This window comes from Vibrio sp. CB1-14, from assembly GCF_040412085.2.
Taxonomy (GTDB): domain Bacteria; phylum Pseudomonadota; class Gammaproteobacteria; order Enterobacterales; family Vibrionaceae; genus Vibrio; species Vibrio chaetopteri.
In genome coordinates, this window is the sequence record NZ_CP115920.1 from 943293 (window position 1) to 958860 (window position 15568).

General features: G+C 46.1%; 11 protein-coding genes and 2 pseudogenes. 10 read left to right on the forward strand and 3 right to left on the reverse strand.

The annotated features are described in order from the left end of the window. The first annotated feature begins 280 nt into the window (after positions 1–280). Together PG915_RS04230 and PG915_RS04235 are read left to right on the forward strand one after the other, a co-directional pair. Positions 281–1867, forward strand: a complete 1587-nt coding sequence (locus PG915_RS04230) for an AbgT family transporter (RefSeq protein WP_353497998.1) — start codon at positions 281–283, stop codon at positions 1865–1867. Positions 1868–2001: 134 nt separating this feature from the next. Then, positions 2002–3313: pseudogene (locus PG915_RS04235) on the forward strand (IS4 family transposase). 61 nt (positions 3314–3374) lie between these two features. Here PG915_RS04235 and PG915_RS04240 read toward each other — a convergent pair. The 3 genes from PG915_RS04240 to map all read right to left on the reverse strand — a co-directional run bounded on the left by PG915_RS04240 (position 3375) and on the right by map (position 7557). Next, positions 3375–3758 (reverse strand): DUF3461 family protein, encoded by a 384-nt coding sequence (locus PG915_RS04240; RefSeq protein WP_353497999.1) that lies wholly within the window; start codon positions 3756–3758, stop codon positions 3375–3377. Between the two features lie 180 nt (positions 3759–3938). Then, positions 3939–6563: a bifunctional uridylyltransferase/uridylyl-removing protein GlnD gene (gene glnD / locus PG915_RS04245; RefSeq protein ID WP_353498000.1), complete on the reverse strand. Its 2625-nt coding sequence runs from the start codon at positions 6561–6563 to the stop codon at positions 3939–3941. Between the two features lie 115 nt (positions 6564–6678). Beyond that, positions 6679–7557 carry a type I methionyl aminopeptidase gene (map, locus tag PG915_RS04250; protein WP_353498001.1) on the reverse strand — a complete coding sequence of 293 codons (879 nt, stop codon included), beginning with the start codon at positions 7555–7557 and terminating at the stop codon, positions 6679–6681. A gap of 384 nt (positions 7558–7941) precedes the next feature. On the opposite strand from map, the gene rpsB reads away from it, so the two are divergent. The 8 genes and pseudogenes from rpsB to rseP all read left to right on the forward strand — a co-directional run bounded on the left by rpsB (position 7942) and on the right by rseP (position 15562). After that, on the forward strand, positions 7942–8673 hold the full coding sequence (rpsB, locus tag PG915_RS04255) for a 30S ribosomal protein S2 (protein ID WP_353498002.1): 732 nt from the start codon (positions 7942–7944) through the stop codon (positions 8671–8673). 129 nt (positions 8674–8802) lie between these two features. Further along, a complete protein-coding gene (gene tsf, locus PG915_RS04260; protein ID WP_353498003.1) occupies positions 8803–9648 on the forward strand; it encodes a translation elongation factor Ts in 846 nt (281 codons plus the stop codon). A gap of 153 nt (positions 9649–9801) precedes the next feature. Next, the gene (gene pyrH, locus PG915_RS04265; RefSeq protein WP_353498004.1) at positions 9802–10533 is read left to right on the forward strand and encodes a UMP kinase; all 732 of its coding nucleotides are present in this window, start codon (positions 9802–9804) and stop codon (positions 10531–10533) included. A gap of 83 nt (positions 10534–10616) precedes the next feature. After that, entirely contained in the window at positions 10617–11174 is a 558-nt protein-coding gene (frr, locus tag PG915_RS04270) for a ribosome recycling factor (protein ID WP_042476355.1), read from the forward strand. Positions 11175–11268: 94 nt separating this feature from the next. Further along, positions 11269–12024, forward strand: coding sequence for an isoprenyl transferase (locus PG915_RS04275; RefSeq protein WP_353498005.1), 756 nt, complete (start codon positions 11269–11271; stop codon positions 12022–12024). A 12-nt stretch (positions 12025–12036) separates the two neighbouring features. Beyond that, positions 12037–12879, forward strand: a complete 843-nt coding sequence (locus tag PG915_RS04280; protein ID WP_353498006.1) for a phosphatidate cytidylyltransferase — start codon at positions 12037–12039, stop codon at positions 12877–12879. A 61-nt stretch (positions 12880–12940) separates the two neighbouring features. Continuing rightward, a complete protein-coding gene (gene ispC / locus PG915_RS04285; protein WP_353498007.1) occupies positions 12941–14140 on the forward strand; it encodes a 1-deoxy-D-xylulose-5-phosphate reductoisomerase in 1200 nt (399 codons plus the stop codon). A 62-nt stretch (positions 14141–14202) separates the two neighbouring features. Next, positions 14203–15562: pseudogene (gene rseP, locus PG915_RS04290) on the forward strand (sigma E protease regulator RseP). Positions 15563–15568 lie beyond the last annotated feature (6 nt).

Here is a 15568-nt window from a genome sequence, read left to right on the forward strand (position 1 = left end):
AGCTAATTCCCTGTCATAAGAGTGAAAAGATGAATATGTCACAAGAATGTTATAGTTTATTTTATATTTAGATCAATATAAGTCATTGTATAGTTGCTAACATAATGGTTGAAAATCGCACTGAATTTACAATTGGCAACATTTTAGGCTTTTATTATTGAGCTCGCTCACGTACCCTGCGCCTGCTTTTTACAAAGTTGTCAGAAATAAGACCGATGAGTGTCATCTGAACTAAAGAACTTTGTTAACAGCTAGGACAATATAAAAAAGGAGGGGACAGATGAGTTCATCTGCCACAATGAAACACAACAAGCCAAAAAAGCCTCTATTTACCCGTTTTCTAGACGGCGTTGAGTACTTGGGGAACCTATTGCCCCACCCAATCACACTATTTGCAATTTTCTGTCTAGCTATTCTTGTCATGTCTGGCATCGCTGGCTACTTCGATGTTGCCGTTGCTGATCCTCGCCCTGAAGGCGCTGCTGGTCGTGCTGCTAACGGTATGATTGAGGTTGTGAGCCTTGTTAATGCTGAAGGCCTACAGTTAATTGTGACTAACCTAGTGAAAAACTTCACAGGCTTCGCACCACTTGGTACCGTACTCGTTGCGATGCTTGGTGTAGCGATCGCTGAGCACTCAGGCATGCTTTCAGCTGCAATGCGTGGTCTAGTTATGGGTGCATCTAAGCGCATGGTAACGGTGACAGTCGTATTTGCTGGTATCATTTCTAACACAGCTTCAGAGCTTGGTTACGTCGTACTTATTCCGTTGGCAGCGATGCTGTTCCACTCTTTAGGACGTCACCCTCTCGCCGGTCTTGCTGCTGCGTTTGCTGGTGTATCGGGTGGTTATTCTGCGAACCTACTTATCGGTACGGTAGACCCACTGCTTTCAGGTATCACTGAAACAGCTGCGCAAATGATCGATCCAACCTATACAGTTGGTCCAGAGTCGAACTGGTACTTCATGTTCATCTCTACGTTCTTCATTGCGATTACAGGTGCATTCGTTACTGAGAAAATCGTTGAGCCAAAACTTGGTAAATACAACGATGAAGAAGCCTCAGAAGATTTGTCTAACGACAGCATGGGCTCTTTGACTGCGGTTGAGAAGAAAGGCCTAAAAATGGCGGGTATTGCGGTTCTAGTAGTGAGCGCAATTATCGCATCGACAGTTGTTCCAGAAAACGGCGTACTTCGTACGGCTGACGGTCAAGTTGCAGGCTCTCCATTCCTTAAGAGTATCGTAGCCTTCATCTTTGTATTCTTCGCAATCCCTGGCTTTATTTACGGTAAAGTAACGGGCTCTATGAAGAATGACCGTGATGTCATTGATGCTATGTCTAAGTCTATGTCTTCGATGGGCATGTACATTGTGTTGGTGTTCTTCGCTGCGCAATTTGTTGCCTTCTTTAAGTGGACGAACTTTGGTCAAGTATTCGCAGTAGCGGGCGCAGACTTCCTACAGACTATTGGTCTAACAGGTCCTGCACTGTTCTTCGCATTTATCCTAATGTGTGGCTTCATCAACCTGATGATTGGCTCTGCATCGGCGCAGTGGGCAGTAACGGCTCCTATCTTCGTGCCTATGCTAATGTTAGTCGGTTACGCTCCTGAGACCATTCAGGCGGCTTACCGTATCGGTGACTCGACGACTAATATCATTACGCCAATGATGAGCTACTTTGGTCTTATCCTTGCGGTAGCGACTCGCTATATGAAAAACCTAGGCATTGGTACGCTGATCGCGACCATGCTGCCTTACTCAATCTGCTTTATCGTAGGCTGGAGTATCTTGTTCTACGTATGGGTATTCCTTCTAGGTCTACCAGTAGGCCCTGGTGCGGCAACGTACTACACGCCTTAAGCGAAAGCTCAATTATCGATATGAAAAATGCTCCCAATAGGGTAATGCCGATCAGTTAACAACTAAATGATCGGTTGAACGATCCATTCAAAGTGTCAAAATCCGAGTGTATTCAATGCACTCGGATTTTTTTTATGTTTTTAAGACAGGCTCTTAACCAAGTTCATCAATTCTCTGCAGAGCAACTTTCGGGTTTATCTGATCTGCTTTCTCCAGAACTCATTTCCCAGTGTTTGGAAGATACAGGAATTACGACTATTCGCAGACGAAGGTTACCAATGGAAATGATGGTTTGGAGTGTTGTTGGGATGTCTCTGTATCGCCATTTGTCCATGGAGAAGGTCGTCTCGAAGCTGGATATTCTTCTCCCAGGTAAGAAGCCATTTGTTGCTCCGAGTGCAGTAATTCAGGCAAGACAAAGGCTGGGCTCCGATGTCATGAAATCCGTCTTTACTCAAACGCAGAAACTATGGAATGACAAAACGCCCCACCCAGACTGGCATGGTTTAACACTTCATGCGGTCGACGGTGTAGTCTGGCGAACCCCTGATACTAAAGACAATGATGAGCGCTTCAGTCGAACTCGGAATCAAAAGTGCTCGTCCGAATACCCTCAGGTCCGAATGGTCTGCCATATGGAGCTGACAAGTCACCTTCTAAATAGTGCATCGTTCGACTCTACATCAAAGAGCGAAGTGGACTTAACTACGGAGCTCATTGAGCGCTCTCCCGACCATAGCCTAACTATCTTCGATAGAGGTTTTTACGCTCTAGGACTATTGCACCGTTGGCAGACAACAGGGTAGAGAGGCATTGGCTTATTCCAATGCGTAAAGGAGCTCAATACACAATGCTTCGCAAGTTAGGGCGTGGGCAAGAGTTGGTCGAATTAAAGCTATCCCCTCAAGCTAGGAAAAGTGGCACGATGCACCAGAAACACTGGAAGCTCGATTGATAACTAAGACTATTAAGGGTAAGGAGGTACGGTTGTTAACCTCGATGACTGACCCCTTGCGCTACCCAGGAAAAGACATCTCAGAGCTTTATGGACATCGATGGGAGATAGAGTTGGGTTATCGAGAGATGAAACAATATATGCTTCAAAACAACCTGACTCTAAGAAGCAAAAAGCCCGAACTAATAGAACAAGAACTGTGGGGGATGCTGTTGGCCTATAACTTACTTCGGTTCTTAATGTGCCAAATGGCCTACGACCAAAACAAGGTAATGCCTTACCAGATAGGCTTTAAACAAGCTTCGTTGTTCTTAATAGGACAGTTACAACTCCTTCCTGCCGTCGCACCTGGAAGAATCCCGGAGGTGATGAACTATATCCTAGATATGGCTGAGAGTTTTACGTTGCCAGAAAGGCGAGATAGGAGCTATCCAAGAGCGGTAAAAAGAAGGCCCAGTCGCTATGCGACTAGGCCTTCTAAAAGGTGTTAGCTTCTTAACTTACAAGCATTACCCAATAGGGAGCATTTTTTTTGACTGGTTAAATAGGGAGTTACTTCAGTTTTTCTAAATCAGCCTCTATTTCGGCAATCTTGCTTGATACGACTTTTTCTAGGTGGCGAAGGTCGGAAAGGATCTTCTGTTTAACATCGACTTCTGTCGCTTCAATTGGCTTGGTAAGACGATTCAGTTCATCAATAACCAGTGTCAGGTTGCGATTGATTTCAGTGACTTGCTTGTAGTTTTGACTACTACTGTCAGTACGGACGTTTTTGACTTGCCTTGGATATTTGAACTTAACACTTTTCGCAAAGAGCTCGCCCTTCTGCTTACGAAAATAGATTTTTAACACATCTTTATGCGCTTCTTGGCGTAGGGAGTAACGCTCTATTTGTTTAGGATCTTGAATGCCTAAACCAATGAGGTTTGGATACATAGATGACCTCTTAGGTTGTGTGTTTCTTCTACAACTGTAGCAGGCAATGATTAGGGTAGATAGTTGATTAAAGTGCGGTTTACAGAGAAATGTGGAGGAGATCGCCTAAATGGCGATCTCCTTTGTGTGAAGTTACTGGTGAGTGAACTTTAACCAGTTACATGGGCTGGCTACACTGCCTTAACTAGTGATTTGCTCTGAAATGTTCTCTTGGAGCTTTTGCTTCAAAATCGCTTGCTCTTCATCAGTAAGACGTGAGCCATTCTCGCCGGTTAAGATAAATAAATCTTCTGCTCGCTCACCGATGGTGGTGATTTTTGCCCCGTGAAGGCTCAGATTTAACAGGGCAAAGGTCGCACCGACTTTAGCCAGCAAGCCCGGAGCATCGAGCGCCACAAGCTCCATTAAGGTACGCTTCTTACCTTTAGTTGGTAAAAAGTCGACTTTGGTTTTTACGTTAAAGTGTTTGAGGTTTCTTGGTGCGCGGCGCGTTTTGATCTTGGTTGGTCTACCATCCTCTAGCACATGGATGAGATGTTTGATGACCGCCGAATGACGGCTGCATTCAATGGCATCACCATGCTGATCAAGCACCATAAAAGTATCAAGCACAAAACCATCTTTACTGGTCATGATTTGTGCGTCATGGACGTTAAAGTTACGTCTATCGAGCTCTGCGACTACGGTCGCAAACAGAGCTGGTTGGTCTTTGCTGTAGACAAAGACTTCTGTACCACCTCGAGTGGCGTTTTTACTCATCAAAACTAACGGTTTGGATGGATCTTCAAGCTTGAGGATATGTTCGCTGTGCCATGCGATCTGCTTATGCGTATGACGCAGGAAGTAATCCGCCTTAAAGCGCTGCCATAGAACTTCTATTTCACGGGCAACAAAATTCTGTTTGCGAAGTAGGGCGGAAGCCAACTGCTGATTGTGACGAATACGATCCCGCACATCGACAGGGTTTTCCAACCCTCGGCGCAACACGCGTTGAGTAGAGTAGAAAAGCTCCGCCAATAAGGTGCGCTTCCAACTGTTCCAAAGTTCAGGGTTGGTAGCGCTGATATCAGCGACAGTTAAGCAAAGTAAATACTCGAGGTATTCTTCATCGCGGACTTTTTTAGCGAATTCTATGATGACATCGGGATCGTAAATGTCGCGGCGCTGAGCGGTCACTGACATCAGCAAGTGATTTTGTACCAGCCAAGAAACGAGCTTTGCTTCTGGTTTTGATAAGCCGTGCTGCATGCAGAAGTCATACGCTTCTACTGCGCCAATCTCAGAGTGGTCACCGCCGCGTCCTTTGCCGATATCATGGAAAATCGCCGCTAATATCAGCAGCTCTTTCTTGTGCATCCTTGGGTAGATTTCACAGCAGATAGGATGTTTGCTATAGCTCTCTTCAAGGCTATAGGTATGGATATGATTGAGAAGACGTACACTGTGCTCATCGACGGTGTAAACGTGGAACAGGTCAAATTGCATCTGGCCAACGATTTGGCTCCACTGTGGAAGGTAAGCCGCCAGCACGCCAAGCTTGTGCATCAATCGAAATGCGCGGTGAAGGGCGTTCGGATGGCGAACCAAGTCCATAAACTTTTCCCTTGCTTCAGGGATAGTGTGTAAGAACTTATTCAATCTGCGTCTTGCGGTGCGCAGCTGCCTTAGCGTTGCGGGGCTGACACCTTCAATACTGGAGTCGTTGGCGATATGTATAAACATATCGAGTATGGTCTCTGGGCGTGCTTGAAATAGCGCGGGCTTTCTGGCCTCAATCAGCTTGCCTCGACGTTGAAAGTCGTCATCGAGGATCTCGGCTTGCTGGATCTGACCTTTGTTTACGATGGCTTGATCGAACAGTTTGAGGAGCATCTTGTTGAGCTCAGCAACCCGTCTTAACGTGCGGTAGAACTCTTTCATCATGGTCTCTACAGCGACGTTGCCTTCACCGACAAACCCTAAGTTTTCTGCCACTTGTGCTTGGTGGGCGAACATCAGACGGTTGTCGTAACGTCTAAGCTCAATATGCAGAGCAAAACGCACTCGCCATAGGAAGTTCTGACACTCGACTAGCTCGCGGTACTCAGCATCAGTGAGAAAACCGAAGCGGCTCATCTCATAGAGCGACGTAGCACCAAAGTGGCTGCGTGCCACCCAGCTTAGTGTGTGGATGTCACGTAGGCCGCCGGGAGTGGACTTAATGTCGGGCTCAAGGTTGTACGTTGTGTCGTGATATTTAGCGTGACGTGCGCGCTGCTCTTCGATTTTTGCGTTATAGAACGTTTCTGAAGGCCAAAAGTTGTCGGAATCTATTTGTGCTTTTAATTGAGAAAAGGTGTCTTCGCTGCCGCACAGAAGTCTGGCTTCTTGTAAGTTGGTGGCAACGGTTAAATCGGATTGACCGATTTCAATGCATTCATCGACGGTGCGCACTGCATGACCGACTTCTAGTTTGAGATCCCAGAGTAAGGTGATGAACTCGCTGATAGTACTTTCTAAAGAGGTGGGTATCTTTTTACGTGATACCAGTAAAATATCGATATCAGAAAGCGGGTGAAGCTCACCACGACCATAACCCCCGACCGCCACTAGTGACAGATAGGTTTGGTTAGACAGTTCAGAGGCTGACCAAAGGCGACGTAATAGCTGGTCGATGTAGTCCGAACGGCCGAGCACCAGGTCGGTTATTGGGTGGTGATTGAGGAACTCTTGTTTTTGATGTTCGGCAAAGGTTTCGAGTTGAGCTTTGAGCTCTTGAATATTGAGTTGCTCATCACTGAGCGATGTTGGGCTTTGAAAAGTCATATGTGCAATCCGTGCAAGCAAAAAAATGTCACTAACAAGGGTTATACCAAAATAGGCCGGATAAAAAAATATCCCCAGCGAATGGGGATATTTTTACCAACGTGATAAGCGAAGCTTATAGGTTGTTCATGTGGCGAGGAATGCTTTCATCGCTACGCAGCGTGAGTACTTCACAACCTGTCTTAGTTACGACAATAGTGTGCTCCCACTGTGCGGAGTTTTTGCCATCGCCTGTGTACACCGTCCAGTCGTCTTCTGCGTCAATGCTGCAACCAAACTTACCAGCATTGATCATTGGCTCGATAGTAAACACCATGCCTTCTTTTAGAACGCGGCGGTCGTTATTCTTGTAGTGAACCACTTGTGGTTCTTCATGGAACTCAGAGCCGATACCGTGGCCACAGAAATCTTTAACAATAGAGAACTTGTTGCGCGGGTTCTTTTTGTTGTTCGCTTTAATAAACTTCTCAATTTCAGTACCGATATCGCCAACTGTTGAGCCCGGTTTAACGGTTTTCATGCCAAGGTATAGCGCTTCTTGTGCAACCATAGCTAGACGCTTGTCTGCAGGAGACACGTCACCTACTAGGAACATTTTAGATGTGTCACCGTGGTAGCCTTCAGGGCGAGTATCCAGCGATGCGTTTTCATCGTTAGGGATAATCACCGTCACGTCGACGTTTACAATGTCGCCGTTTTTAAGAACGGCTGGCTTGAGTTTACCTGTCGTGCCCATCTCGTCTTGTTGTGCCGGGATGCCGTGACAAACGATGTGGTTGATAGATGTACAGATCGATTTTGGATAACCGTGGTAATCGAGTGGCGCAGAATACGCCCCTTTTTCACGAGTATATTCAGCACAAATTCTATCTAGCTCCTCAGTCGTGACTCCCTCTTTTACATGAGGTTCGATCATTTCTAAAAGCTCTGCTGCAAGCTTACCTGCGATTCGCATTCTTTCGATTTCAGCTTCAGTTTTGATTTTGATAGACATCTGTGTTCTCTGTGTTTTAAATTGACGCGTTATTCTATCAGTGGCGAGATTAAGCGCAACAAGAATAACTCTCACTTCCCTGTTGATACGTAACTCAGTGTAGTTTGGGTTTGCTAAGAGTTCATCTATTGAATCGCTGTCACTTTGTACATTTATTGCGATTTTTCTGGAAATAGACCCCTTAAATATGGTATAAAGCGCGCCGATGACAGGACTTAGTCTCTTCACTCTCTGCAGGATAGTGGCGAGTTGGGTTGTGCATCAACATACTTTAATTTAAATCCACACACATTTCGTCACATGTTCCGGGGTGCTTGAGTAATCATTCATACCAAGTCGGAACCATGGGAAATGTGGAGGCCTAACCCCATAGAGGAATTTAAAATGGCAACTGTATCAATGCGCGATATGCTAAAAGCTGGTGTTCACTTCGGTCACCAGACTCGTTACTGGAACCCAAAAATGAAGCCATTCATCTTTGGTGCTCGTAACCGCGTACACATCATCAACCTAGAAAAAACTGTACCAATGTTCAACGATGCACTAGCTGAGCTAGCTAAAATCGGTGAGAAGAAAGGTAAAGTTCTTTTCGTTGGTACTAAGCGCGCTGCATCTGAAGCTGTTAAAGAAGCTGCAATCAACGCTGACCAGTTCTACGTGAACAACCGTTGGTTGGGCGGTATGCTAACGAACTACAAAACTGTTCGTCAGTCTATCAAGCGTCTAAAAGATTTCGAAGCACAAGCTCAAGACGGTACTTTCGAGAAACTAACTAAGAAAGAAGCTCTAATGCGCACTCGCGAAATGGAGAAGCTAGAGAAGTCTCTTGGTGGTATCAAGAACATGGGCGGCCTACCAGACGCTCTATTCGTAATCGACGCTGATCACGAGCACATCGCTGTTAAAGAAGCAAACAACCTAGGTATCCCAGTTTACGCTGTTGTTGATACTAACTCTAACCCAGACGGCGTTGATTTCGTTATCCCAGGTAACGACGATGCTATCCGTGCAGTACAGCTTTACCTAAACGCTGCTGCAGACGCGGTTAAAGAAGGTCGCAACCAAGACGTTGCTGCTGTAGCTGATAAAGACGGTTTCGTAGAAGAAGCTGAATAATAGCGGCTCAAGCCTAACTTAGTTTTGTCGACATGACTGTCGTCATATAGACTGAGTTATAGTTAGCATCAGGGGCCGAATGTGTGCCCCTGATTTTTACCTTAATTGGAATCAACTGAGGATTTAAGAATGGCAACTGTAACTGCTGCTCTTGTAAAAGAACTTCGCGAGCGCACTGGCGCTGGCATGATGGAATGTAAAAAAGCACTTGTTGAAGCAAATGCTGATATCGAACTAGCAATTGAAAACATGCGTAAAAGCGGTGCTGCTAAGGCTGCTAAAAAAGCAGGTAACGTTGCTGCTGAAGGTACTATTATCATTAAAGAAGACGCTGGCGTTGCTGCTCTTCTTGAAGTTAACTGCCAAACAGACTTCGTTGCTAAAGATTCGAGCTTCCTAGCATTTGCTAACGAAGTTGCTGATGCTGCACTAGCTGAGAAGCTTAACGTTGCTGAGCTTCAAGCTAAGTTTGAAGAAGCGCGTATCGCTCTAGTTGCTAAAATCGGTGAGAACATCAGCATCCGTCGTGTTGAGTTCATCGAAGGCGCTAAAGTTGGTTCTTACCGTCACGGCGACCGCATCGGTGTTGTTGTTGCTGGTGAAGCAGACGAAGAAACGATCAAGCACGTTGCTATGCACGTTGCTGCTTCTAAGCCTGAGTTCGTTAACCCAGAAGACGTACCAGCTGACGTAGTAGAGAAAGAAAAAGCAGTTCAAGTTGAAATCGCTATGAACGAAGGCAAACCTGCTGAAATCGCAGAGAAAATGGTTGTTGGCCGTATGAAGAAATTCACGGGCGAAATCTCTCTAACAGGTCAAGCTTTCATCATGGAACCTAAGAAAACTGTTGGCGAAATCTTGAAAGAGAAAGGCGCTACAGTATCTAACTTCGTTCGTCTAGAAGTTGGTGAGGGTATCGAGAAAGCAGCTGAAATGAGCTTTGCTGAAGAAGTTGCGGCGGTACAGAAAGGTTAATCCTTTCATGTTTTGCTGAATTCAAGACCGTAGCCAAGGCTGCGGTCTTTTTACGACTAGGCTAGTCGTTATTTTTTAGCCGTCATGAGTTGGGATTTAATCCGAGTCTCTACCCATGACCGTTAATCGATAACTCTTTGGAAGGTATACTCCATGACAACGAACCCAAAACCTGCTTATCAACGTATTCTGTTAAAACTTAGTGGCGAGGCTCTACAAGGCGAAGAAGGCTTTGGTATTGATCCTAAAGTCCTAGACCGTATGGCTCAGGAAGTAAAAGAGCTAGTAGAACTGGGTGTTCAAGTTGGTGTCGTAATTGGTGGTGGTAACCTATTCCGTGGTGCAGGTCTTGCGGAAGCAGGTATGAACCGTGTTGTTGGTGATCACATGGGTATGCTAGCGACTGTGATGAATGGTCTAGCAATGCGTGATGCTCTACACCGTGCTTACGTAAATGCGCGCGTAATGTCTGCTATCCCACTTAAAGGTGTATGTGACGATTACAACTGGGCTGATGCGATTCGCGAACTTCGTCAAGGTCGCGTTGTTATCTTCTCAGCAGGTACAGGTAACCCATTCTTCACAACTGACTCTGCTGCGTGTCTACGTGGCATCGAAATCGAAGCTGACGTTGTTCTTAAAGCAACCAAAGTAGATGGTGTATTTACTGCCGATCCAGTGGCTAACCCAGATGCAGTATTATGTGATAAGCTTTCTTACAACTCAGTTTTAGACAAAGAACTGAAAGTAATGGACTTGGCTGCATTCACATTGGCACGTGATCACAAGATGCCAATTCGTGTATTCAACATGAACAAGCCAGGTGCACTTCGCCGAGTTGTGATGGGTGAAGCAGAAGGCACGCTTATCAGCGACGCAGAATAAGAGTACACTCTTAACCAGAATTATCGAAGGACATAGCCTGAAAGCATAGTGGCTTTCAGGTTACTATTATTTAAGGTGATATTGTGATTAACGAAATCCAACAAGACGCTCAAGAGCGCATGGCAAAAAGTGTAGAAGCACTAAAAAACAACCTAACTAAAATCCGTACAGGTCGTGCACACCCAAGCCTTCTTCAAGGTCTATCTGTTGAGTACTACGGTGCGCCAACGCCTCTGAACCAAGTTGCTAACGTTATTGCTGAAGATGCACGTACTCTAGCAATCACGGTATTCGACAAAGAGCTAGCGCCTAAAGTTGAAAAAGCGATCATGATGTCTGACCTAGGTCTAAACCCAATGTCAGCGGGTACGGTTATCCGTGTTCCACTTCCACCACTTACAGAAGAGCGTCGTAAAGACCTCGTTAAGATTGTTCGTGGCGAAGCAGAAGGTGGCCGCGTTGCTATCCGTAACATCCGTCGTGATGCTAACGGCGAACTAAAAGCGCTACTTAAAGACAAAGAGATCTCTGAAGACGAAGATCGTAAAGCGCAGGACGAAATCCAGAAGATCACTGACGCAGCCGTTAAGAACGTTGACGAGTTGCTAGCAGCGAAAGAAAAAGAGTTGATGGAAGTCTAATTTTTCATCGATTGACTCTTGTGAAGACGCTGTGCTGACAGCACAGCGTTTTTTTATGCTACTCTGTTCGTCCCAATTATAACTACACTCTTTTATGCAGAACTCAGACACCTTCAACGAAGCCCTTCCTAAACATATCGCGATTATCATGGATGGCAACGGCCGTTGGGCAAAGTCCAAAGGCAAGCCTCGCGTATTCGGGCACAAAAAAGGCGTTTCCGCGGTTCGTAAAACGATTTCAGCGGCGGCTAAGCTAAATATTCAAGCCGTGACCTTGTTTGCGTTTAGCAGCGAGAATTGGCGTCGTCCTGAGGACGAAGTTGGCTTATTGATGGAACTCTTTATCACCGTTCTATCAAGTGAAATTAAAAAACTCCATAAGAACAATTTAAGGCTGCGCATTATCGGCGATAAGTCGCGCTTTAACGACAGACTGCAACGCAAAATCGCGGAAGCGGAAGCGCTGACCGAAAACAACACCGGTACGGTGGTCAATGTTGCAGCAAACTATGGCGGCAAGTGGGATATCTTGCAGGCGACAAAAACCTTGGCCGCGATGGTCGAGAAAGGCGAGTTGAATGCATCGGATATTACCGAAGACATGATCAGCCAAAATGTCACCATGTCAGACTTGCCAGACGTTGACCTACTTATCCGCACCAGTGGTGAGTGTCGCATCAGCAACTTCATGCTTTGGCAGATGGCCTATGCTGAAATGTACTTTATGGATGAGTACTGGCCAGAGTTTAACGAAGATACTCTCGTTAAAGCGATTACCTGGTTTATTAACCGCGAGCGACGCTTCGGGTGTACCGGAGAACAAGTCAAAGCGTTAATGGAAGCCAATTAAGGACGATTTGATTTGAAACAACGAATTATTACCGCCCTGATCCTAGCACCGCTGGTGGTCTGGGGGATCTTTTCTTTGCCACTTTTGTGGTTTTTAGGCCTTGTTTCCGCAATTACTATGATTGGCGTTTGGGAATGGGCACAGTTTACTAAAACTCCGTCTCGCTTACTTGCGATGTTGCCGACAGCAGGTGCACTGGTTGCCTCATTGGCTTTGGTTCCGTTTGATGTAGTGTCTCTCAATGGTGTTGCTCCTGCGCACATCGCGATTCTCGGTGTCGGGTTTGGTTGGTGGTTGCTCGCAAGTGGACTCGCGATGACATACCCTAGGTCTTCGGTACTTTGGGAGCGTTCTAACTTTCTTCGGCATCTGTTTGGCATTTTGACGCTCGTTCCATTCTTGTGGAGTATCGTTATTCTTCGCGGTCAGCACTATAACCTTGATCCTTACTATGGCTCTAAGCTAGTGCTCTTTGTGTGCCTGATTGTTTGGGCAGCCGACAGTGGTGCTTACTTTGCTGGTAAAAGCATGGGTAAGCGCAAAATGGCGCCAAATGTTAGTCCTAACAAAACCATTGAAGGTTTATTGGGAGGCATTGCGGCGGCGCTTATTGTGGCTTGGGGTAGCTCAACGATCTTTGATATCCAATTTGCCAGCTTCACCAGTATGGCTATCATTACTTTAGCGACAGTAGTGATTTCCGTATTAGGTGATTTGGTAGAAAGTATGTTTAAGCGTGTTTCGAAAATTAAAGACAGCAGTAACATCATACCTGGCCATGGAGGGGTGCTTGATCGCGTTGATAGTCTGACAGCAGCTTTCCCAGTCTTTGCCCTCCTATATCTCGTGTTTTAATGTTCTAAAGAGAGAGTGAATTCGTCACTCTCTCTTTGGTTTAACAGTGGTTGTAATTCGCATGCAAAATCTCACCATTTTAGGTGCTACTGGCTCTATTGGCGCTAGCACTTTAAAAGTTGTCTCGGAAAACCCATCAGCTTTCAATATCTACGCGCTCGTTGGCGGCAGAAATGTCACCAAAATGGCAGAGCTTTGTGCTGCATGGCAGCCTGAGTATGCGGTGTTGAGCGAAGAAGCGGATGCTAAGCAGCTCAAATCACTGCTTGTACCTGGTGCACGCACACAAGTGCTTTTTGGCGAGCAAGCCATGTGTGATGTTTCCAGCGCGAGTGAAGTGGATATGGTGATGGCTGCGATTGTTGGTGCTGCGGGTCTGATGCCAACACTTGCTGCGGTTAAAGCCGGTAAGCGTGTGCTGCTCGCCAACAAAGAAGCGTTGGTGATGTCAGGGCAATTGTTTATCGATGCTGTGCGAGAGCATGGAGCGTCATTACTGCCTGTTGACAGTGAACACAATGCGATCTTCCAATGTTTGCCAGCCCATATTCAAACTAATCTTGGCCATTGCCAGCTCAGTGACGCTGGGGTCAATCATATCCTTCTTACTGGTTCGGGTGGTCCTTTCCGCTACACTGATGTGGTCGAGTTGCCAAATAAAACCCCAGCTGAAGCCATTGCGCACCCCAACTGGTCTATGGGGCCTAAAATTTCCGTCGACTCAGCGACGATGATGAACAAGGGTCTTGAGTTTATTGAAGCACGTTGGCTGTTCAACACGTCCAAAGATCAACTGAAAGTGATAATCCACCCGCAGTCTGTTATTCACTCTATGGTTCAATACAGTGATGGTTCGGTATTAGCGCAGATGGGGGAGCCTGATATGGCCACACCAATTGCTTACTCTATGTCATATCCAGATCGTATTTCAGCCGGCGTTAAGCCGCTAGACTTCACTAAGGTCGGTGAGCTGACATTCCTTGAGCCAGACTATTCTCGTTATCCATGCTTGGCGTTGGCGATGGAGGCATGTTTCGAAGGTCAGCATGCGACAACGGCTATTAACGCTGCCAATGAAGTTGCGGTGGAAGCATTCTTAGCAGGAAGCATTCGATTTACCGATATAAGCTCAATAAATGAACGTGTTATGTCGAAAGTCTGCGCATCAAATGAATTTAAACAATTGGATAACTTGGAAACTATTCTTGAGCTAGATAGAATGGCTCGCAGTTATGCACGTGAGATAGCGCGCTCGTTTTAATTGAAACCTGTTTATCCTAGAACGGTATAATTTAAAGACCGGTTTTAGTAAGAGACCCTGTTATGACTGAACTTTTGTGGAATCTGGCGTCCTTTATCGTCGCACTTGGCATTTTAGTTGCCGTGCACGAATATGGGCACTTCTGGGTGGCGCGCCGCTGTGGCGTGTATGTCGAGAAGTTCTCGATTGGTTTCGGTAAGTCAATCTGGTCTAAAGTGGGCAAAGATGGCACGGAATACAGCATTTCTCTTATTCCTCTCGGTGGTTATGTCAAGATGCTCGACAGCCGTGTGGATGAAGTCTCTGAAGTAGATCACAAGTATGCTTTTGATAAAAAGCCTCTATGGAAAAGAACCGCTATTGTAGGGGCGGGGCCAGCATTTAACTTCTTTTTTTGCGGTTTTCGCTTATTGGTTAGTGTTCCTTATTGGTGTGCCAGCGGTGAAGCCAGTCGTTGGTCAAGTCACGCCAAGCTCGATTGCTGCGCAAGCTGGCATTGAGTCTGGCATGCAAATATTATCGGTTGATGGTAAGCAGACTCTCGATTGGGAATCGGTCAATCTCGGCTTGGTGTCACATATTGGTGATAACCAGATGACGATCACAGTGTCATCAGACAACCAAATAGGAATGGACAAAAAGTTAACACTTGATCTGCAATCGTGGAACTTTAACCCAGAAACAGAGTCTGCTATGGGGACGCTTGGTTTTACGCCGTTCACCCCTGAGATCAAGATGACCCTTGTCAATGTGAGTGCGGATGGCGCTGGCGCGACTGCAGGCTTGCAAGCAGGAGATACCATTACGGCGGTTGATGGTGCACAGGTAAGCGAATGGCAGCAGGTGGTCGTGGCAATTCAGGGAAGCGCAAACACGCCATTGCCTTTGACGGTTGAAAGACAAGGCGAAGCCATTGATTTGACCTTGGTGCCAGGTTCAAGAGAGCTGGCAGACGGTTCACAGATTGGTTTTGCAGGCATCGCTCCAGATGTAGGGGAGTGGCCGGAAAGCTATCGCTTTGATCTACAATACGGTCCTATTGAAGCGGTGGGTAAAGCCGTCGTTAAGACCGGACAAATTATAGAGCTCACCATCACTATGCTGAAGAAGCTTATTGTCGGTGATGTGGGGCTAAACAATCTGAGTGGACCTATCTCAATTGCCAAAGGCGCAGGTACCACAGCAGATTATGGACTGGTTTATTTCTTAGGTTTTTTGGCGCTAATTAGTGTCAACCTAGGGATCATCAATTTAGTGCCGCTACCAATGTTAGATGGTGGGCATTTGATGTTTTTTGCCATTGAGGCAGTGATTAGACGACCAGTACCAGAAAAAGTACAAGAAATAGGGTATCGAGTGGGAGGCGCGATTATCTTCTCATTGATGCTCATCGCGATTTTTAACGATTTTACACGCCTTTGATATCAG

What these genes read in the sequence shown, in the direction of transcription:
- PG915_RS04230 (WP_353497998.1), top strand. Translation starts at nt 281, where the DNA reads ATGAGTTCATCTGCCACAATGAAACACAACAAGCCAAAAAAGCCTCTA.
- PG915_RS04240 (WP_353497999.1), bottom strand. Translation starts at nt 3,758, where the DNA reads ATGTATCCAAACCTCATTGGTTTAGGCATTCAAGATCCTAAACAAATA.
- glnD (WP_353498000.1), bottom strand. Translation starts at nt 6,563, where the DNA reads ATGACTTTTCAAAGCCCAACATCGCTCAGTGATGAGCAACTCAATATT.
- map (WP_353498001.1), bottom strand. Translation starts at nt 7,557, where the DNA reads ATGTCTATCAAAATCAAAACTGAAGCTGAAATCGAAAGAATGCGAATC.
- rpsB (WP_353498002.1), top strand. Translation starts at nt 7,942, where the DNA reads ATGGCAACTGTATCAATGCGCGATATGCTAAAAGCTGGTGTTCACTTC.
- tsf (WP_353498003.1), top strand. Translation starts at nt 8,803, where the DNA reads ATGGCAACTGTAACTGCTGCTCTTGTAAAAGAACTTCGCGAGCGCACT.
- pyrH (WP_353498004.1), top strand. Translation starts at nt 9,802, where the DNA reads ATGACAACGAACCCAAAACCTGCTTATCAACGTATTCTGTTAAAACTT.
- PG915_RS04275 (WP_353498005.1), top strand. Translation starts at nt 11,269, where the DNA reads ATGCAGAACTCAGACACCTTCAACGAAGCCCTTCCTAAACATATCGCG.
- ispC (WP_353498007.1), top strand. Translation starts at nt 12,941, where the DNA reads ATGCAAAATCTCACCATTTTAGGTGCTACTGGCTCTATTGGCGCTAGC.